Source organism: Polaribacter sp. SA4-12 (genome assembly GCF_002163675.1).
Taxonomy (GTDB): domain Bacteria; phylum Bacteroidota; class Bacteroidia; order Flavobacteriales; family Flavobacteriaceae; genus Polaribacter.
On sequence record NZ_CP019334.1, the window covers coordinates 2,673,804 to 2,692,577 of the forward strand.

Consider the following 18,774-nt stretch of genomic DNA (forward strand, 5'->3'; position numbering starts at 1 on the left):
CTAATATTTATCTTCGCAAAACTAACTGAAAATTTCTAAAAACTTGGCAAAACCGAAACCAAAAAAGGTAACTCCTTTAATGAAACAATACAATGCTATCAAGACAAGATATCCTGATGCAATGTTACTTTTTCGTGTAGGGGATTTTTATGAAACTTTTGGAGAAGATGCTAAAAAAGCTGCCGGAGTTTTAGGAATTACGTTAACAAAACGTGGTGCTGGTAGTGAAACAGAAACTGCTTTGGCTGGTTTTCCGCATCATTCTTTAAATACCTATTTACCAAAATTGGTAAAAGCAGGAATGCGTGTTGCAATTTGTGATCAGTTAGAAGACCCTAAAATGACAAAAACCATTGTAAAACGTGGTGTTACAGAATTAGTGACTCCTGGAGTTTCTTTAAATGACGAAGTTTTACAAACCAAAACAAACAACTTTTTAGCGGCTGTTCATTTTGATAAAAAACAACTCGGAATTTCATTTTTAGATGTTTCTACAGGTGAATATTTGGTTGCGCAAGGAAATGCAGAATACATCGATAAGTTATTGCAAAACTTCTCTCCAAGTGAAGTTTTAGTGCAAAAACAAAACAAACAACAGTTTTTAGAGCTTTTTGAAAACAGATATTACACGTTTTATTTAGACGATTGGGTTTTTCAAAAGGAATACGCAAACGAAACTTTACAGAATCATTTTGAAGTAAAAAGCTTAAAAGGTTTTGGAATTCAGGATTTAAAAAACGGAATTATTGCTGCCGGAGCAGTGTTGTATTATTTGTCTGAAACGCAACATAATCAACTAAAACACATTCAACATATCAGCAGAATTGCTGAAGATAATTATGTTTGGATGGATCGTTTTACGGTTAGAAACTTAGAATTGTATAATCCGAATTCTATAAATGCGGTCACACTTTTAAACGTTATTGATAAAACGATTTCACCAATGGGTGGACGCTTATTAAAACGTTGGTTGGCACTTCCTTTAAAAAATATTGACGAAATTAAAAATCGTCATGAATTGGTAAAATTCTTTATAGATTCTGATGATTTTTCTCAGACGGTAACCTATCAATTAAAACAAATATCAGATTTAGAAAGATTGATTTCTAAAGTTGCCACAGGTAAAGCTTCACCTAGAGAAATTGTCTTACTAAAAGATTCTTTAAAGGCGATTCTTCCGATAAAATCATCCGCAGAAAAAAGTAAAAATAACGCTGTAAACAAACTAGGTAATCAGCTGCATACTTGCCAAGATTTAATTGAAAAAATTAATGAAACTTTGTTTGATGATGCACCTGTAAACATCAATAAAGGAAATGCAATTGCTACTGGCGTTCATCAAGAATTAGACGATTTACGCGCAATTTCTAACTCAGGGAAAGAGTATTTAGACAACATGTTAAAGCGTGAAGTTGAACGAACGGGAATTACAAGTTTAAAGATTTCTTTCAACAATGTTTTTGGGTATTACATAGAAGTTAGAAATTCTCATAAAGACAAAGTTCCTGAAGAATGGATTCGTAAACAAACTTTGGTAAATGCAGAGCGTTATATTACTGAAGAATTAAAAGAATACGAAACCAAAATTTTAGGTGCTGAAGAAAAAATAGCCAAACTAGAACAAGAAATATTTTCTAAATTATTACAATATATCATTCAATTTGTACAAATTGTACAGGAAAATGCGCAAATTATTGCAAAAATTGATTGTTTACTGTCTTTTTCAGTTTTAGCAATTGATAACAATTATGTGCGTCCGATTATGGATGAAAGCACAGATTTAGAGATTAAAAACGGTCGTCATCCTGTTATAGAAAAACAGTTGCCAATAGACCAAACTTATATTGCAAATGATGTTGTTTTAAATAGAAATCAACAACAAATAATTATGATTACTGGACCCAATATGTCTGGTAAATCTGCTATTTTAAGGCAAACAGCATTGATTGTTTTATTAGCACAAATGGGAAGTTATGTGCCTGCTCAAAATGCAAAAATTGGTATTGTAGATAAAATTTTTACGCGTGTTGGTGCAAGTGATAATATTTCTATGGGCGAATCTACTTTTATGGTAGAAATGAATGAAACTGCATCGATCTTAAATAACCTTTCTGAGCGTAGTTTGGTTCTTTTAGATGAAATTGGTCGTGGAACTTCTACGTATGACGGAATTTCTATTGCTTGGGCCATTTCTGAGTTCTTACATGAGCATCCTTCTAGAGCAAAAACATTGTTTGCTACGCATTATCATGAATTGAATGAAATGACAGCCACTTTTGAGCGTATTAAAAACTTTAATGTGTCTGTAAAAGAATTAAAAGACACTATTATTTTCTTACGTAAATTGGTTTCTGGAGGTTCTAATCATAGTTTTGGTATTCATGTTGCTAAACTTGCTGGAATGCCAAATATGGTGATTCATAGAGCGAATAAAATACTCGCTAAACTAGAAAAAAGTAATAAAAACACGGAAGTAAAAGACGTTTTAAAACATGAGCAACATGAGGAAATGCAACTTAGCTTTTTTCAGTTAGATGATCCTTTGTTAGAAAACATTAAAGAAGAAATTCTTGCTACAAATATTGATACTTTAACACCCATTGAAGCGCTTATGAAATTGAATGAAATTAAGCGAATGTTGATTAAGAAATAATACACTGTCATTTCGAATGAAACAAAGTGGAATTGAGAAATCTTAAACTATTTATTTTGTCATTTCGAACGAAGAGAAACGTAGTTGAGAAATCTTAATTAATATTTTTTTTGTTAGATTTCTCCACAAGGTCGAAATGACAAATCTGGGTGAAAAAGAAAAAAAGTAATGGTAAACAATTTAGAACAAGGTTTTTTTGGAATTGGAATTCAAAATGGAAAACACCTGAAAACTTAGGAGTATTATGGCGTTCTGCTCAAAATATGGGTGCTAGTTTTATTTTTACCATTGGTAATCGCTATGCAAAACAAGCCTGCGACACTCATAAAGCAACTGGTGCAATGCCTTATTTTCATTACAAAACTTTTGAAGATTTCTTTAACAACTTGCCAAAAGGCGCTATGTTAGTTGGTGTAGAATTAGATGAAAAAGCGGTACAATTAGAAACTTTTGAGCATCCTAGACGTTGTGTTTATTTATTAGGTGCAGAAGATCATGGAATGTCTAAAATTGCTATTGAAAAATCGCATCATTTAGTAAAATTTAAATCTGAGTTGAGTTTAAATGTATCTGTTGCAGGAAGCATTATTATGTACGATAGGCAAGCTAAATTAAATTTTTAGGATATCTCGAAATTATTCAAATTACACTTTATCAGACAATATTAAAAAAGAAATTAACCGAATGTTAGCAAAAAAGTAACATTCGGTTAACTATAATCTAATTATATTCCTGGACAATCATGTGTACCAGAATAATTAACATACTCACTATAATATGTTCCAATACCTTGAACAACTATAGAGTAATCAATTACTCCCGAAACTGTATAACTTATATGTGGATAATTCTTGGTAAGTTTACTAGAATTCTCGCTATAAGATACTCCTAGTGTAAAACCACTTAAAAAACTTTTCAATTGAGTTCCATTACAACTTTCATCAACAAAAAAAGTTGTATTATGATAATAAAACCCTCTCCATCTTTGTATCCTAAATAAACCAGGAATATTTGCACCTGATCCCCCATTAAATAACTCGTTATCATTATCGTATGTTAAAAGATGTTTTCCTTCTTCTGCATTTGATTTACTTTCCTCTATTTCGTTAATAAAATTGTCTAATTCTAATAAATTATTAAAATGAATTGGTTCTACTAGTTTTGTATTACTTTTAGCTAAATTTTTATGAAAAACATAATTTGGGTTCTTATTCTTTATAAAAGTTTCTAACTGCTCTTTAGTTAATAGACTCTCTTCTTTAAAATCACTATCACAAGATAAAAGTGATAATGAAATAACTAATATAAATATTATTCTTTTCATTTTTTTCTTTTTATATATTTAAATATCAAGTAAATTATCAGTACAAAACAAAATATACTTATTGCTTGTAGTAATACTGACCAAATATTAAAATCACTTTCTGTTATTTCCATTATTATTATTATTATTAACTTCAATTTCCCCTACTCTTTCAATTTTCAGGATATAAACTCGTCTAACTATTTTTAATGTCTTTTTTTAGCTTTCACATTTTTTGACATGAAATGGTAAGTTTCTTTTCCTTTTACCTATTTTTTTTTAGCAATTTATTTTTCAGCAAAACTAAACTATAAAAACACACTTGTCAATCCCTGAAAACAGTGAAATTTTTACTTCACTGAAAATAGTGAGATGACTCACTACTTTCAGTTAGTCCAAAATGGAAACTTTAAAACAAACCATTTATTGGTGCTTTCAAAATTATATTTATTGGTGTATTAATTAAAATAAATAAGATAGAAGTCTGTTGTTTAAAAAGTAATTATATTTGCAATATGAATTCTATTCTTTTATTTATTAGTGGTCCAGAAATAATGGTAATTATGTTAATCGTAGTTATGGTTTTTGGTGCAGATAAAATTCCTGAAATTGCTAGAGGTTTAGGTAAAGGTATCCGTCAAGTAAAAGATGCAACAAACGATATTAAAAAAGAAATTAAAGACAGTTCTGAAAAAAACGGAATTGATACTGATATTACCAAAGATCTAAACAAAGGCATTAGTGAAGACTTTAAAAGAGTTAAAAAAGAAATGTCTAAGGTAAAAGATAATATTGATGACCTTACGGGTCCTATAAAACGTAATTTTTAACGTTGAAAAGTTCGGTAAAATATCAACTTTTATTTTTTTTAATACTACTTATTTCTTGTAAAAATACTACTACGCTTGTTTTAGACGAAAACGAAGATGTAGAAATTATCGTTCCTGTTACAGATACTTTTTATAATGCAGTAGATATTTCTTATTACCCAACAATTCAAAAAAAAGGACTTACTTTTTACAACAGAAACGGAACTCAAAGAAACTTTTTACAGATTTTAAAAGAAAACGGAGTCAATACAATTCGTTTGCGTTTATGGCATTCGCCCAAAGATGAACACGCAAGTTTTAAAGAGGTTGAAGCTTTTTCTAAAGAATTAAAAAGTTTAGATTTTAAAGTTTGGTTAACTGTTCATTATTCAGATACTTGGGCAGATCCAGCAAATCAAGCGATTCCTAAAGCTTGGGAAAATGCTTCTTTTGCTGTTTTAAAAGACAGTGTTTATAAATATACTTCTAAAATCATGAAGAATATTGAACCCGATATTATTCAAATTGGTAACGAAATTGATCCAGGAATACTGCTTCCTATTGGAGATATTGGTGCTAATAAAACGCAATTTTTAGCGCTTTTAGAAAAAGGAATTTCTGCTGTAAGAAACCATAATTCAGAAACTAAAATTATGATTCATAAAGCAGATTCTAAAAATGCTTCTTGGTTTTTTGATCTTATAAAACCTTTAGATTACGATTTAATTGGTGTTTCATATTACCCAAAATGGCACGGAAAAGATTTAAATATATTTAAAAATCAGCTTCAAATTTTAGATAATAACTACGCTCAAAATATTGTTTTAGCAGAAACTTCTTATCCTTTTACTTTAGATTGGAACGACAATACAAACAATGTTATTGGTGATAATTCTCAAATAATTTACCCACAATTTCTTGCAACTTTAGAAGGTCAAAAAAAATATTTACAAGAAATAAAGACGATCATAAAATCGTTAAAAAAAGGTATAGGTTTTGGATATTGGGGTGCAGAATGGGTTGCTTATAATGGCAAAATTGCTACAGATGGTTCTTCATGGGAAAATCAAGCTTTATTTGATTTTAATTTAAAAGCTACTCCTGCTTTAGAAGTTTTTAAAGATTAATTCTTGAGTCTGTCATTCCTGCGAATACAGGAATTTATAATTTCTTAAAGACACAATTCTACTTTAGTGAAAAGAAATTTATACAATAACTAAAACTCTTATTCTCGATACAAATTTCCCTCATTTCAATCGAATAATTCACTCGAATTGACAGCGTCTTATCAAAATGAAAATAAGTAATTTAGTTTGAATTCCTGCCTGCGCAGGAATGACAAAAAACAAATATTATTTAACTCTACTAATTGTTAATCCATCTCTAATTGGTAATAGAACGGTTTCAATTCTATCATCAGTATTAAGTAGTTTATTATACTCTAAAAGTACTTTTGTGTCTTTGTCTTTTGGATCTAATTTTTCAACAACCTTTCCGCTCCAAAGTACATTATCAGACAAAATAATTCCTCCAGGATTCATTTTATCAATCATTAAATGAAAATAATTAATGTAATTAGATTTGTCTGCATCAATAAAAACGAGATCAAATTTGGCATCAATTGTTGGTATTATTTCTAAAGCATTACCAACAAACTGTTCTATTTGATTTCTATAACCAGATTTTTCGAAATATTTATTCTGGAGTGTTTCTAATTCCTCGTTTTTATCAATTGTAAAAATCTTTCCTTCCTTATGCAGTCCTTCAGCTAAACACAAAGCAGAATACCCTGTGTAAGTCCCTATTTCTAATATGTTTTTAGGCTGAATTAACTTTGCAATCATAGATAATACTCTTCCTTGAAAAGCACCGCTTAACATTCTAGGGTTTAATACCTTCTGCCAAGTTTCTCTACTTAATTCTTTTAAAATTGCCGGTTCTTGTTGTGAATGTTCAACAACGTAATTATCAATATTTTCTGGTAAAAAATGCATTTTATTAAAGAATTTTAGACGGTTAGATCATTAAATGATTAGAAATTTTGTCTAGAAATCTCTAAATCAAACTATCTAATAATATAAGACTCAAAAGTACAAAAAAACGGAATCTATATTTCTATAAATTCCGTTTCAATCTAACAAAAAATCAAAAATGTGGTTTTCTAAAAACCACCAAAATATTTTTATGCCTTTATTTTTTCTAACTCTTTTTTAAGAGCTTCTTTATCTTCTTTACTCATACATGCCTTAGTTCCTTTACAATTTTTTGCATGCCCTTTATATAATCTTGTAAGCATAGAATTTTGCTTAGTGTATAGAGAACAAACTTTACATCCTAAAAAATGAATATTTAATTTCACTTTATCTAGTAACGTAGAAGCACCATATTGACTTTTATCACATATGGTTGTAGCTTGATCGCAAGTAATTTTTAAACTTTTAAACATTTTTTAATTATTAAACCAGTTATCTTCCATACATTTTCTAAGCTGTGTTCTTGCTCTATGAATGATAACCCATAAGTTTGACGCTGTTATGTCTAACTCCTTACAAATTTCTTCAGTTTCAAACTCTTGTATTGTTTTCATCCTAAAAACCATTGCGTATTTTTCAGGTAAAGCATCTATACAAGATTCTAATTGGCTTTTTAATTCTTGATTTTCAATTGATTTTTCAGATTGATTATCCCAACTCTGAGGTACTCTTTCTTCTAACCAGTTTCCTTCATTTTCACCATCATCGTAAAAATTTATTCTAACTTCAGCTTGTCCTTTTTTAGAATTTATTTTTCTATAATGATCTATTATCTTTCTTTTTAAAATAGATATTAACCAAGTTCTTTCTGTAGACTTTCCTTGAAAATTTTTAGCAGATTTTAAACCTGCAAAAAATGTATCTTGTACCAAATCTTTAGCTAAATCACTATCATTTACACGTACAACTGCATAATTATACATATAATCTGCATAATTATCTATCCATTTGTCCGTATTTAATAAAACTTGCTCTTCTGCCATTTTAGAAATAAAAATCAAATATAACGCTATTTTTTATTAGATTAGACTACTTACAATTTTCTCTTCTCCTCATATCTACTAAATAAATAATTTTCCACGTTCCTTTATCATTAAATAACTGAAATTAATTAGCAACACAATGGTTGAAATTCCCTTTTAAATAGAGCTTATATAGCGTTTAAATTATAACTAACTAAAATTTAAATTTCTTTTTTTTTATTACTTAAGATTAACGGAATATTAACTTGTTTAATATCTACTGCTTTTTCTTACATTTACATCATTATAAAAATAAGAAGTATGTCATTACCAAAGAAAGAATATAAAAAAGTTACTGTAAAATCTCTAGGAGATATGAAGATGAATGGAGAGAAAATCTCTATGTTAACTGCTTATGATTTTACAATGGCCAAAATTTTAGACGGAGCAGGAATTGACGTTCTTTTAGTTGGCGATTCAGCATCTAATGTGATGGCTGGTCATAAAACTACATTGCCAATTACATTAGATCAAATGATTTATCATGCAAGTTCAGTAGTAAGAGCAATAGACAGATGTTTAGTGGTGGTAGATTTGCCTTTTGGTAGTTATCAATCTGACCCTAAAGAAGCTTTACGTTCTGCTATTAGAATAATGAAAGAAAGTGGTGGTCATTCTATAAAATTAGAAGGTGGTAAAGAAGTTAAGAATTCTATAAAAAGAATTTTAAATGCTGGAATTCCTGTAATGGGACATTTAGGTTTAACACCACAATCTATATATAAATTCGGTACATTTACTGTAAGAGCTAAAGAAGAAGAGGAAGCAGAAAAACTAATGAAAGATGCTTTATTATTAGAAAAAATTGGTTGTTTTGCTTTAGTTTTAGAAAAAGTACCTGCAAAATTAGCTAAAAAAGTAGCGGATGCATTAACGATTCCTGTAATTGGAATTGGCGCTGGAAATGGTGTTGATGGACAAGTTTTAGTTACCCATGACATGATTGGAATGACACATGAATTTAATCCTCGTTTTTTACGTAGATATTTAGATTTATATAAGGATATGACTGGTGCTTTTGAAAGTTATAAAAATGATGTAAAGAGTGGTGATTTCCCGAATGAAAAAGAACAGTATTAATAGCCCATTGTAACCTTCCCAAAGAGAAGGAATTTATAGCAAATAAGTAAATGGAATTATTAATAGAAAAAGTTTTTTTCACTATAATTTATCTATTATTAATTCCATTTGTTCGAATATGTTTTAATTTTTTATCAAAAAAAGTATTTCACTTAACAGAAGATAGAAATAATTCATTTGCTCCCATTTTTAAGTTTTTTTTAAAATTTTTTAAGTTTTACGCTTTTTATTTATTTCCAATTATGGCTTTATTATTAATCATTGGAAAATGGCGAAAATGATTTTATGAAATCAATTACTTCTGACTTAATAAGATTATAAACACAAAATCTATGTTGACTATGTCTCTATGTAGTCAAACAAATAATATTACAAATGAAAGTTCTCCACTTAGATTCCAATCACTCACTTTTAATAAATCAACTAAATGATTTAGGTTATACTAATGATGAAGATTATACTTCCTCAAAATCTGACATTGAAAATAAAATTCATTTATATGATGGTTTTATAATTAGAAGTCGATTTTCTATTGATAAAGATTTCCTAGACAAAGCATCAAATTTAAAGTTTATTGGGCGCGTTGGTGCTGGTTTAGAAAACATAGACTGTGAGTATGCAGAAAGCAAAGGAATTACTTTAATTGCGGCTCCTGAAGGAAATAGAAACGCAGTTGGAGAACATTCTTTAGGAATGTTATTATCTCTTTTTAATAACCTTAATAAAGCTGATAAAGAAGTTAGAAACGGAAAATGGTTACGTGAAGAAAATCGTGGAATTGAACTAGATGGACGAACAGTTGGTTTAATTGGTTATGGAAATATGGGGAAATCTTTCGCTAAAAAACTTCGTGGTTTTGATGTTGAAGTTTTGTGCTACGATATAAAACCAAATGTTGGTGATGCTAATTGCAAACAAGTTTCTTTATCTGAATTGCAAGAAAAAGCTGATGTTTTAAGTTTACACACACCACAAACTGAACTCACTAAAAACATGATAAATACAGATTTTATCAATGGTTTTAAAAAATCTTTTTGGTTGATAAATACTGCTCGTGGAAAATCTGTTGTTACTAAAGATTTAGTTTCTGCCTTACAATCAGATAAAATATTAGGAGCTGGTTTAGATGTTTTAGAATATGAAAAAGCATCTTTCGAAAATCTTTTTTCTGATGATAAAATGCCAGAAGCTTTTAAATATTTAATTGATTCTGAGAATGTTTTATTGTCTCCACACGTTGCTGGTTGGACAATTGAAAGCAAAGAAAGATTAGCACAAACGATTGTAGATAAAATTAAAGCAAAATTTTATTAACTTGTAGGCATCTAAAAATGATGTTATGCTCCCTAAAATTAATTCCCCTAAAGATTATATAGACCAAGCTCCACAAGAGCGTAAAGAAACTCTTAAAAAGTTACAGAAAACTATTACAGAAAATCTACCAAAAGGTTTTGAAGAAGGTATTCAATATGGAATGATTAGTTATTATGTTCCACATGCTATGTATCCAGATGGTTATCATTGTAACAAAAAAGAACCTTTGCCTTTTATGAGTTTTGCTTCTCAAAAAAATTCTGTGAATTTATATCATATGGGTATTTATGCAATTCCAGAAATTCATAATTGGTTTGTAAAAGAATATCCAAAACATAGTTCTCGAAAATTAGATATGGGTAAAAGTTGTGTCCGTTTTAAAAAACTAGAGGAAATTCCTTTTGATTTAATTGCTGAATTATCACAAAAAATTACCCTTAAAGAATGGATAAAAGTCTACGAAACGAATATCAAAAAGAAATAAAATGAAAAATAGAGTAACAGGAATTGGTGGTTTATTTTTTAAATCTGAAGATTCTAAAGCGGCTAAAGAATGGTATAAAAATCACTTAGGTTTTAATACAGATGATTGGGGCTGTACTTTTTGGTGGAAAGATAAAGATGGAAATAAATGCTCTACGCAATGGAGTCCGTTTGCAAAAGACACCGATTATTTTGAACCTTCAAAAAAAGACTTTATGTTTAACTATAGAGTTGAAAATTTGGTAGAATTATTAAAAGAACTCAAAAAAGAAGGAGTTACCATTGTTGGTGAAATGCAAGAATATGATTATGGTAAATTTGGTTGGATTTTAGACAATGAGGGAAATAAAATTGAACTTTGGGAACCAATAGACAAAGCTTTTGAGTAAAAAACAAAATACAAAAACCTTATAATCAGATAATTATGTTAGATGAAAATTTAAAAAACGAAGAATCTTCAAAATCTTTTAAAGACGAAGCAAAAGAAAAAGCTACTGAAATAAAAGAAGAAGCGAAAGAGGTATTAGAAAGTGCTAAAGAAAAGATAAATGAAACTTTTTCTGATGAAAATATTGAAAAGGTAAAAGAAAAAGCAGAAGAATACACTGAGGTTGCAAAGGTAAAAGCTGCTGAGTTTACAGAGGATGCTAAAGAAGCTTTCGAAGATATAAAAGAAAATGCTTCTGAATTAGCCAGTGAAGCAGCAGAACATTTAGCAGATTTTGCTGAAGATGCAAAAGAAGAAATTACAGAAATAAAGGAAAAGTCAAAAACCTTTTTTCAACGATTATTCGGAAAATAAAAATAGTAAAGAATGAAATTATTTTCGAACTATCCAACAGAAGTAATCATATTACTTTTTCTAATTATCACTTATGTGATCTCCGGATATGAAAAAATATCAGATTGGAAAGGAAATGTGAATTTTATAAAAGATCATTTTCAAAATTCACCTTTTAAAAACAAGGTTCCTTTTTTACTAGCAATTCTTTTAATCGTAGAAATAATTGCATCCATCTTAATGATTATTGGAGTTTATCAACTTTATACATCAGAAACAAAAGAAATTGCTTTATTGGGTATAGAGCTTTCTGCGGTCAGTATAATTTTTATGCTAATTGGTCAACGTCTCGCAAAAGATTATCCAGGAGCGATGTCTCTAGGTGTCTATTTTATAATTACACTTAGTGGTGTTTATTTGCTAAATAGTTAAAACTGATAAAACTCACAGACTCTATAAATATTATTTATTAAAAAATCTCTTAAAATAGACGTTTTAAGAGCTTTTTTAATTTTAGTAAATAACTTATATAGTTTAGGTGTTAAAATCAAACCAAATATATTTTAAAATCGTTTTTAATGCTTTTTAATCACATAAATTAAAGAAGAATACTCAGAAGAGGTTCTCGCTTTTAAATTTGAAGTAAATCCTCTATATAAAGCTTTAACAGGATTCATTTTACCCGTTTTATATTTTTCACTTAAAAGAGAAACATAGTAAGAATCAAATTTCATTGGTATTGTTTTTTCAACAATCATTTCTTCGGTAGAAAAAATTTTATGAATTGATGTTTGAGAAAAATGCCAAAGATGTCTTGGAACATCAAATGCTGCCCAAAACTCTTTATAATATTTTGCGTCGTAACTTTTATGATTAGGAACCGCAATAACTAATCTTCCATTATCAGAAAGCAGCTCTTTTAATTTTGAAATATAATCTGATAACATTTCTACATGTTCTAAAACATGCCAAAGTGTTATTACATCAAATTTTTGGTTTTCTATTTCAAGTAAATCTTCTTTTAAAACAACTCCTTTTTCTTTTGCAATGTTTCTAGCATCAGAACTAGGTTCTACTCCTAAAACATTCCAATTATTAGCAGCACAAATTTTTAAGAAATCTCCTGTTCCTGCTCCTACATCTAAAATGTTTTTCGATTCAGTATCAAAAGAATTAATTAAAGATAGTTTTCTTTTTAAAGTATAGTTTTTTACAGATTGATATACTTTATCTAGCATTGATTTTTTACTATCAGTATGCGAAATATAATCTTCACTTTTATAGTAATTTTCTAAATCAACAGGAACTGGTGAAGTGATCAACATATCATAATCTGGATTAAACATTACTTCATATGTTTCTCCAGAAACTGTATAATCTTTACAATTTAAAAAAGGTTCTAACCCTTTATGAAGTTCTCTTTTTCTCCCCATTTTATTCTTTCTTTATAAAATGTTCCACGAGGAACATCAGCATTTTTTTATTAATTTATCTTCCCATATAAACTAAAAGAACAGAAATGTCACTGGGAGAAACACCACTAATTCTACTAGCTTGAGATATTGAAGTTGGCTGTATTTTAGTCAACTTTTCTCTCGCTTCAAAAGAAAGAGATTTTACTTTTTGATAATTAAATTTAGAAGGAATCATAACGTTCTCTAACCTATTTAATTTATCAGCATTGTTCTTTTCTTTTTCGATGTAACCTGAATATTTTAAATGAATAACAGCTTGCTCAATCATTTCTTTATCGATAGCATTCTCCTTTAAAAACACATTTAATTTCTCTACGTTTTTAAAATCAGAAAATTCTAATTGTGGTCTTGCTGCTATTTTATAAAGTTTCATAGATTGATTAATCAATGCTAAATTCTTTGCTTCTAAAATAGGATTCATCTCCTCTTTCTTCACACTTGTTTCTTGCAAAAACTTAATTAATAAATCTGCTTTTTCTTGTTTCTGAATAACACGATCTAATCTTTCTTGAGAAGCCAAACCTAATTTAAACCCTAATGGAGTTAATCTTAAATCTGCATTATCTTGTCTTAAAAGCGTTCTGTATTCTGCACGAGATGTAAACATTCTATAAGGCTCTTCTGTACCTTTAGTTATTAAATCATCAATTAAAACACCAATATAAGCTTCGTTTCTTTTTAGCACAAAAGGTTCTTTTCCTTGTGTTTTTAAAGCAGCATTTACACCAGCCATTAATCCTTGGGCTGCAGCTTCTTCATAACCTGTTGTTCCATTAATTTGTCCGGCAAAAAACAAGTTCTCAATCTTCTTCGTTTCTAAAGAATGTTTTAATTGTGTTGGTGGAAAATAATCATACTCTATAGCATAACCATATCTTAAAAACTTTACGTTTTCGAAACCAGCAACAGAACGAATTGCTTTGTCCTGAACATCTTCTGGAAGTGATGTTGAAAATCCATTTACATACATTTCACAAGTAGTCCATCCTTCTGGTTCAATAAACATTTGATGTCTATCTTTAGTTGCAAAACGATCTATCTTATCTTCTATTGAAGGACAATATCTTGGACCTGTAGATTTAATTCTACCATTAAACATTGGCGATCTATCGAAACCTGTACGTAACAAATCATGCACATCTAAATTAGTATAAGTAAGCCAACAAGAACGTTGTTTTTGTAATGGCTTTGTAATTGGTAAATAAGAAAACTTTTCTGTGATTTCATCCCCAGGTTGTTCAATCATTTTAGAATAATCTAAAGATCTTCCATCAACTCTTGGTGGAGTTCCTGTTTTCATTCTTCCAGACTCAAAACCTTTAGCAACTAAGTCTTCTGTAATTCCAGTTGAAGCTCCTTCACCTGCTCTTCCTCCTCCAAAACTTTTATCACCAATATGGATTAATCCATTTAAAAATGTACCCGCAGTAATTACTACAGTCTTCGATTTTATCTCTAAACCTAAAGCTGTTTTTACACCAATAATTTTATCGCCATCAAACAATAAACCGTTTACAGAATCTTGATAAAAATCTACATTTTCTGTTTGCTCTAACATCGTTCTCCAACATTCAGCAAACTGCATTCTGTCAGATTGTGCTCTTGGACTCCACATTGCAGGTCCTTTAGATTTATTCAACATTTTAAATTGTATAGCAGTCTTGTCGGTAACAATTCCACTGTAACCACCTAAAGCATCAATCTCTCTTACAATTTGACCTTTTGCTATTCCACCCATTGCAGGGTTACAACTCATTTGTGCAATATTTTGCAAATTCATTGTAATCAATAAAGTGTGTGCACCCATATTTGCAGAAGACGCAGCAGCTTCACTTCCTGCGTGACCTCCACCTACTACAATTACATCGTATGTTGTTGAAAATAAACTCATTATATTATAGTTCCACGTGAAACCACGTGTGTATTTTACTGGTTATCAATTATTTAAATTCAGATAATGCTTTATTTTCTGCATTTCTCATCTTTATTTTTTCTTCTTCAGATTTATCTTTATAACCCATATAGTGCAAAACACCATGAATCATAACTCTATGTAATTCATCTAAAAAAGAAACCTCAAAATCCTTAGCATTGTCTTCGACTCTTTCAACAGAAATATAAATATCGCCACTTATTAATTTCCCTAAAGTGTTATCGAAACTAATAACATCTGTTAACGTATCATGTTGTAAAAACTCAACATTTAACTTATGAAGATATTCATCATCACAAAAAATATAGTTGATTTCACCAATACTAAAACCCTCTTCAGAGACAACAGTATCTATCCAATATTCTAAAAGGTTTTCACCCTGTAATTCAAATGATGTTTCGTAATTAAAAGTAACCATACCTACTCTTTCTTTTTATCAGAAAAATACTCTCTGACTTTATTTTTATAATTTTGCTGCAAAGGTAATGATTGTCGGTTTAATATCTCGGTTTGATTGTAAAACTGCTTTTTAAATTGAATCGCTTTAATATTTTTTTGATCAAACTGCTTTTTATTAGCATTAGATTTACGCTTTTTATCCTTTCCTTGTTCTAAAGCTGCCTTGTCTAATTTTAGTAATTCGTAGTTTAGATTTTGCATTTTTTGAAGTGTACCAGCATTAAAACCTTTTTCTAAGATTTCATTTTCTAAGTCTTCCATTTTCTTTAAAGCTTTTCTAGCTTCAGAGTTTACACCATTTCCTCCACTTTCAGACTGCTTAATTTGCTCTTGCAATTCTTGTCTTAATAAACTTTGTTGTTTATAAATCTCATAAATTTCTCCGTCTAAATCGTCATTAGGTTCTCCTTCTCCACTTCCGCCTTTCTTACCACTTTCACCAGGTTTATCTCCTTTACCTTTTTTACCTTTTCCTTTGTCTCCAGGTTTTTTTCCCTTTTCTCCTTTTTTACCGTCTTTTCCATCACCTTGTTTATCACCAGGCTTTTGACCAGGTTTCATTCCCTTCTTCATTTTCTCAGACAATTCACCTTGCTTTTTAATTAAATCTGGTAAACTAAACCCCTTTCCTTTACCTTTCTTCCCTTTCCCCATTTTCATGGACATAGAGTTTTTCATATTGTTTAAAATGTTGCTTAAATAATCTGCTAAACTATTAACAGAAGTCATAACATAACGTTGATTTGAAACTCCATTTGGAAAACGATTCTCAGAAAAATTATCTAAAGACAAATCTAAATTATAGTGCGTTGTAGATAAATCGTCTTTAATTTTTGCTGATATTTTAGGCAAACGCATAGACAAAACATACAAACTATCATCTATATGTTCAAAATAAGTTTTTAGCTGATTTTGCTTCTTCAAGTCTTTTCCAAAATCTGGATGAGACGTTGAAGTCTCATTAAACTTATTCATTAACGTTTCTTGCTTAAAAGAAAAAACAACCAAGTTATCTAAAATCTTACGCAGATCTTCCATGTTCTCTTCCATAGAATCACCTTCCATTTCCATCATGGCTTTTTGCATTTTAGCAGCCATTTCTTTCATCTTTTTAGATGATTTATTCTGACTCTTTTTTGCATCAGATTTATCTTCTTTAGAAAGATTCTCTTCAGATTTTTTTAACTCATCATCTACCTCTTCTTTTTCATCTTCCACATCAGGAAGCTCCATTGCTTCTTTTAATTTCTCGTTATCTTTATTTAATTCTTCTAATTCCTTTTTTATAGCTTCAAACTCTTTTTTTATTTCTTTTTGTGCGTCTAAATCTTTCTCTTTTTTATTAGCTAACTCTTCTTGCTTTTTAGAAAGTTCTTCAATTTTATTTGCAATTTGCATTGTTTTTTGTTCAACATAAAAACGTTTAGTCAATTCTAAAATCCGTTCTAAACTCCTTTCTTGTTGTTTATTTTGTTGCGCTAATTCTATTGCTTTTTTTACCAAATCTTCTTTGTTTAGTTTCTCAGCCATTTTCTGAATTTCATCTAACAACTTTTGTTGTTTATCCAGTTTTTTAAGTTCAGCTATTCTCTTTTTTAATTCTTCTTTTTTGTTTTGAAGATTCTCATTTTCATCTTTCTTTTCATCAAGATTTTCTTGCAACTTTTCTGTTTGTCGTTGCATCATTTTATTATATTGATTCTGGCGTTCTACAAACTTCTGAATCTTCTTTTTATCATTCCAATTAATCTTCTTCTTCCCTTGTAACTCTTTCTGGACTTTTTCTAAATCCTTATTTTGTTTTTGCTGTTTCTGAATAGAGTTTTCAATATTATTAATTGTATTTCTTTGCTCTTGCAATAATTCTTGATCAACCTCTTCTGCTGTTTTTTGTCGATAATTAAAAACTTTACTTTTTGCTTTTTTACTTCCGTTGACAGCATCGTTATCAAAAACCTGAAAATACAATTCATAATTAATTCCTTCTATCAAATTTAATCCTTCAGGAAATTGATAAAAGAATGTTTGAATGTTCTCTTTTGTAATTTCTAAATCAAACGTATTTTGATCTTGTGGATTTCCATCATCGTAATAAACAATCTGCAATTTTCGAATTCCATTATCATCAGAAATCTGACCAGCAAATTGAGCTGTTCCACGAGAAATACTATCAATATTAGATTGCACAGAAATTGTTGGAGATTCATCTTTTACAACATCCACAGAAAACTGTAAATTTTCAAAATCTTTTAATTTTTTGTTTGATGATGCAATTTGATAATTGAGTGCATTTTGAATTCTTTTTGAATATTTGAAATTATCATCAGAAACAGATTCAAAAAAATCTCTTTTTTTATTGTTGATAAAAGCCACTGAATCGGTTTGATTCGCAATTACGTTCCAAGTAATTCTAGTTCCTTCAGGAACAACAATATTTCCAGAATTTTTAATCGTTTCATTTCTCTTTCCTAAATATCTAGGATAATTAATATCTAAAGAAATATTATGAATTGTTGGTGTGTTAATAACTTCAATTAAATAATCTTGAGATTGAATTCCGTTTGCTTCAATAAAGAAATCAATAGGTTTTTGAACATCAGAAAACGTGTAAGAAAAGGTTCCATTACTATTATTCTGTAAATAATATTCTTGATTATCAAAATGGATCTTCGCTTCACTTGGCAACACTTTTCCTGCTACATTTACCAAAATTGCAATAGATTTACCTTGTATAACTTCTAACTTAGAATTTGCAATAGAAAACAAAAATGGAGCTGGAGGATTATACGCAGTATTATGATTTACAACACGATCTAAACTTTGGGTAATTGCACCGTTATTACCTGTAAATAAAATAGTTAACCAAATTAAAACAGGAATTATCGCATATTTTAAATACTTTTTATTTTGATTAAAATCTACTGCTTTTAAAAACGGAATTGGTTGTAATTCTGCTGCTTTTTGATCGATACTTGCTAATAATAAATCTGATTGATTAGTGTTTTGTTTTAATTGCAAAACATTCAGTAATTTATCTTGAACTTCTGGAAAATGACTACCAATAATTTTTGAAGATTGTTCATTGGTAATTCCTTTTCTTAAACCTATCAACTTAAAAATAGGAATGGCAATAAAACGAATCAATAGAAATAATTCAACAACTAAAAACAACCAAAATAAAATGGTTCTTGCTGTAGGTTTTAGCCACAAAAAGTACTCTAAAAATAAAGTAAAAAAGAAATACAAAAATCCTAAAGACAGAAATAAAATTCCTCCTTTTATCAATTCACTCGTGTAATATTTTCGTGTAAATTGATGTAATTTTTGTTCAATATTTTTAAATCCATCCATAATTAACTTTTAAAAATACTATTTTTACATTGATACACAATCAAATAATTGTTAAAACGATTTTTGTAAGTATTTAGA

Annotated in this window: 17 protein-coding genes and 1 pseudogene; 10 read left to right on the plus strand and 8 right to left on the minus strand. The window is 29.2% G+C overall.

The annotated features are described in order from the left end of the window. Positions 1-43 precede the first annotated feature (43 nt). Both mutS and BTO07_RS11530 read left to right on the plus strand, forming a co-directional pair. A complete protein-coding gene (gene mutS / locus BTO07_RS11525) occupies positions 44-2,653 on the plus strand; it encodes a DNA mismatch repair protein MutS (RefSeq protein ID WP_087521371.1) in 2,610 nt (869 codons plus the stop codon). 168 nt (positions 2,654-2,821) lie between these two features. After that, positions 2,822-3,276: pseudogene (locus BTO07_RS11530) on the plus strand (RNA methyltransferase). 101 nt (positions 3,277-3,377) lie between these two features. Here the strand turns inward: BTO07_RS11530 and BTO07_RS11535 are convergent. Then, the gene (locus BTO07_RS11535; protein ID WP_087521372.1) at positions 3,378-3,977 is read right to left on the minus strand and encodes a hypothetical protein; all 600 of its coding nucleotides are present in this window, start codon (positions 3,975-3,977) and stop codon (positions 3,378-3,380) included. A gap of 494 nt (positions 3,978-4,471) precedes the next feature. On the opposite strand from BTO07_RS11535, the gene BTO07_RS11540 reads away from it, so the two are divergent. Both BTO07_RS11540 and BTO07_RS11545 read left to right on the plus strand, forming a co-directional pair. Continuing rightward, a complete protein-coding gene (locus BTO07_RS11540) occupies positions 4,472-4,786 on the plus strand; it encodes a Sec-independent protein translocase subunit TatA/TatB (RefSeq protein ID WP_087521373.1) in 315 nt (104 codons plus the stop codon). 2 nt (positions 4,787-4,788) lie between these two features. Further along, positions 4,789-5,892 carry a glycoside hydrolase family 53 protein gene (locus BTO07_RS11545; RefSeq protein ID WP_087521374.1) on the plus strand — a complete coding sequence of 368 codons (1,104 nt, stop codon included), beginning with the start codon at positions 4,789-4,791 and terminating at the stop codon, positions 5,890-5,892. Positions 5,893-6,117: 225 nt separating this feature from the next. Here the strand turns inward: BTO07_RS11545 and BTO07_RS11550 are convergent, their stop codons facing one another. From BTO07_RS11550 to BTO07_RS11560, 3 genes are all read right to left on the minus strand, one after another. Continuing rightward, positions 6,118-6,759 (minus strand): O-methyltransferase, encoded by a 642-nt coding sequence (locus tag BTO07_RS11550; RefSeq protein ID WP_087521375.1) that lies wholly within the window; start codon positions 6,757-6,759, stop codon positions 6,118-6,120. Positions 6,760-6,947: 188 nt separating this feature from the next. Continuing rightward, complete coding sequence (locus tag BTO07_RS11555; RefSeq protein WP_087521376.1) at positions 6,948-7,211, minus strand: hypothetical protein; 264 nt, start codon at positions 7,209-7,211, stop codon at positions 6,948-6,950. 3 nt (positions 7,212-7,214) lie between these two features. Then, complete coding sequence (locus BTO07_RS11560; protein WP_087521377.1) at positions 7,215-7,781, minus strand: sigma-70 family RNA polymerase sigma factor; 567 nt, start codon at positions 7,779-7,781, stop codon at positions 7,215-7,217. 300 nt (positions 7,782-8,081) lie between these two features. Here BTO07_RS11560 and panB point away from each other — a divergent pair, with 300 nt between their 5' ends. From panB to BTO07_RS11595, 6 genes are all read left to right on the plus strand, one after another. After that, entirely contained in the window at positions 8,082-8,900 is an 819-nt protein-coding gene (gene panB, locus BTO07_RS11565) for a 3-methyl-2-oxobutanoate hydroxymethyltransferase (RefSeq protein ID WP_087521378.1), read from the plus strand. Positions 8,901-9,275: 375 nt separating this feature from the next. Next, on the plus strand, positions 9,276-10,214 hold the full coding sequence (locus tag BTO07_RS11575) for a 2-hydroxyacid dehydrogenase (protein WP_087521380.1): 939 nt from the start codon (positions 9,276-9,278) through the stop codon (positions 10,212-10,214). Between the two features lie 25 nt (positions 10,215-10,239). Then, positions 10,240-10,698, plus strand: a complete 459-nt coding sequence (locus BTO07_RS11580) for a DUF1801 domain-containing protein (RefSeq protein WP_087521381.1) — start codon at positions 10,240-10,242, stop codon at positions 10,696-10,698. A gap of 1 nt (position 10,699) precedes the next feature. Then, positions 10,700-11,086 carry a VOC family protein gene (locus tag BTO07_RS11585; RefSeq protein WP_087521382.1) on the plus strand — a complete coding sequence of 129 codons (387 nt, stop codon included), beginning with the start codon at positions 10,700-10,702 and terminating at the stop codon, positions 11,084-11,086. A 35-nt stretch (positions 11,087-11,121) separates the two neighbouring features. Then, on the plus strand, positions 11,122-11,499 hold the full coding sequence (locus BTO07_RS11590) for a hypothetical protein (protein ID WP_087521383.1): 378 nt from the start codon (positions 11,122-11,124) through the stop codon (positions 11,497-11,499). A gap of 12 nt (positions 11,500-11,511) precedes the next feature. Further along, the gene (locus BTO07_RS11595) at positions 11,512-11,910 is read left to right on the plus strand and encodes a DoxX family membrane protein (RefSeq protein WP_087521384.1); all 399 of its coding nucleotides are present in this window, start codon (positions 11,512-11,514) and stop codon (positions 11,908-11,910) included. Between the two features lie 143 nt (positions 11,911-12,053). Here the strand turns inward: BTO07_RS11595 and BTO07_RS11600 are convergent, their stop codons facing one another. Genes BTO07_RS11600 through BTO07_RS11615 form a run of 4 tightly spaced genes read right to left on the minus strand, consistent with a single transcriptional unit; the run spans position 12,054 to position 18,696 of the window. After that, a complete protein-coding gene (locus tag BTO07_RS11600) occupies positions 12,054-12,911 on the minus strand; it encodes a class I SAM-dependent methyltransferase (RefSeq protein WP_087521385.1) in 858 nt (285 codons plus the stop codon). 55 nt (positions 12,912-12,966) lie between these two features. Further along, positions 12,967-14,844 (minus strand): tRNA uridine-5-carboxymethylaminomethyl(34) synthesis enzyme MnmG, encoded by a 1,878-nt coding sequence (mnmG, locus tag BTO07_RS11605; protein ID WP_087521386.1) that lies wholly within the window; start codon positions 14,842-14,844, stop codon positions 12,967-12,969. 49 nt (positions 14,845-14,893) lie between these two features. Then, positions 14,894-15,304, minus strand: coding sequence for an rRNA maturation RNase YbeY (ybeY, locus tag BTO07_RS11610; RefSeq protein WP_087521387.1), 411 nt, complete (start codon positions 15,302-15,304; stop codon positions 14,894-14,896). Positions 15,305-15,306: 2 nt separating this feature from the next. Then, complete coding sequence (locus tag BTO07_RS11615) at positions 15,307-18,696, minus strand: DUF4175 family protein (RefSeq protein ID WP_087521388.1); 3,390 nt, start codon at positions 18,694-18,696, stop codon at positions 15,307-15,309. Between the last annotated feature and the right edge of the window lie 78 nt (positions 18,697-18,774).

What these genes read in the sequence shown, in the direction of transcription:
- BTO07_RS11560 (WP_087521377.1), bottom strand. Translation starts at nt 7,781, where the DNA reads ATGGCAGAAGAGCAAGTTTTATTAAATACGGACAAATGGATAGATAAT.
- BTO07_RS11615 (WP_087521388.1), bottom strand. Translation starts at nt 18,696, where the DNA reads ATGGATGGATTTAAAAATATTGAACAAAAATTACATCAATTTACACGA.
- BTO07_RS11575 (WP_087521380.1), top strand. Translation starts at nt 9,276, where the DNA reads ATGAAAGTTCTCCACTTAGATTCCAATCACTCACTTTTAATAAATCAA.
- BTO07_RS11595 (WP_087521384.1), top strand. Translation starts at nt 11,512, where the DNA reads ATGAAATTATTTTCGAACTATCCAACAGAAGTAATCATATTACTTTTT.
- mnmG (WP_087521386.1), bottom strand. Translation starts at nt 14,844, where the DNA reads ATGAGTTTATTTTCAACAACATACGATGTAATTGTAGTAGGTGGAGGT.
- BTO07_RS11550 (WP_087521375.1), bottom strand. Translation starts at nt 6,759, where the DNA reads ATGCATTTTTTACCAGAAAATATTGATAATTACGTTGTTGAACATTCA.
- BTO07_RS11600 (WP_087521385.1), bottom strand. Translation starts at nt 12,911, where the DNA reads ATGGGGAGAAAAAGAGAACTTCATAAAGGGTTAGAACCTTTTTTAAAT.
- panB (WP_087521378.1), top strand. Translation starts at nt 8,082, where the DNA reads ATGTCATTACCAAAGAAAGAATATAAAAAAGTTACTGTAAAATCTCTA.
- BTO07_RS11540 (WP_087521373.1), top strand. Translation starts at nt 4,472, where the DNA reads ATGAATTCTATTCTTTTATTTATTAGTGGTCCAGAAATAATGGTAATT.
- BTO07_RS11590 (WP_087521383.1), top strand. Translation starts at nt 11,122, where the DNA reads ATGTTAGATGAAAATTTAAAAAACGAAGAATCTTCAAAATCTTTTAAA.
- BTO07_RS11585 (WP_087521382.1), top strand. Translation starts at nt 10,700, where the DNA reads ATGAAAAATAGAGTAACAGGAATTGGTGGTTTATTTTTTAAATCTGAA.
- BTO07_RS11555 (WP_087521376.1), bottom strand. Translation starts at nt 7,211, where the DNA reads ATGTTTAAAAGTTTAAAAATTACTTGCGATCAAGCTACAACCATATGT.
- BTO07_RS11580 (WP_087521381.1), top strand. Translation starts at nt 10,240, where the DNA reads ATGCTCCCTAAAATTAATTCCCCTAAAGATTATATAGACCAAGCTCCA.
- ybeY (WP_087521387.1), bottom strand. Translation starts at nt 15,304, where the DNA reads ATGGTTACTTTTAATTACGAAACATCATTTGAATTACAGGGTGAAAAC.
- BTO07_RS11535 (WP_087521372.1), bottom strand. Translation starts at nt 3,977, where the DNA reads ATGAAAAGAATAATATTTATATTAGTTATTTCATTATCACTTTTATCT.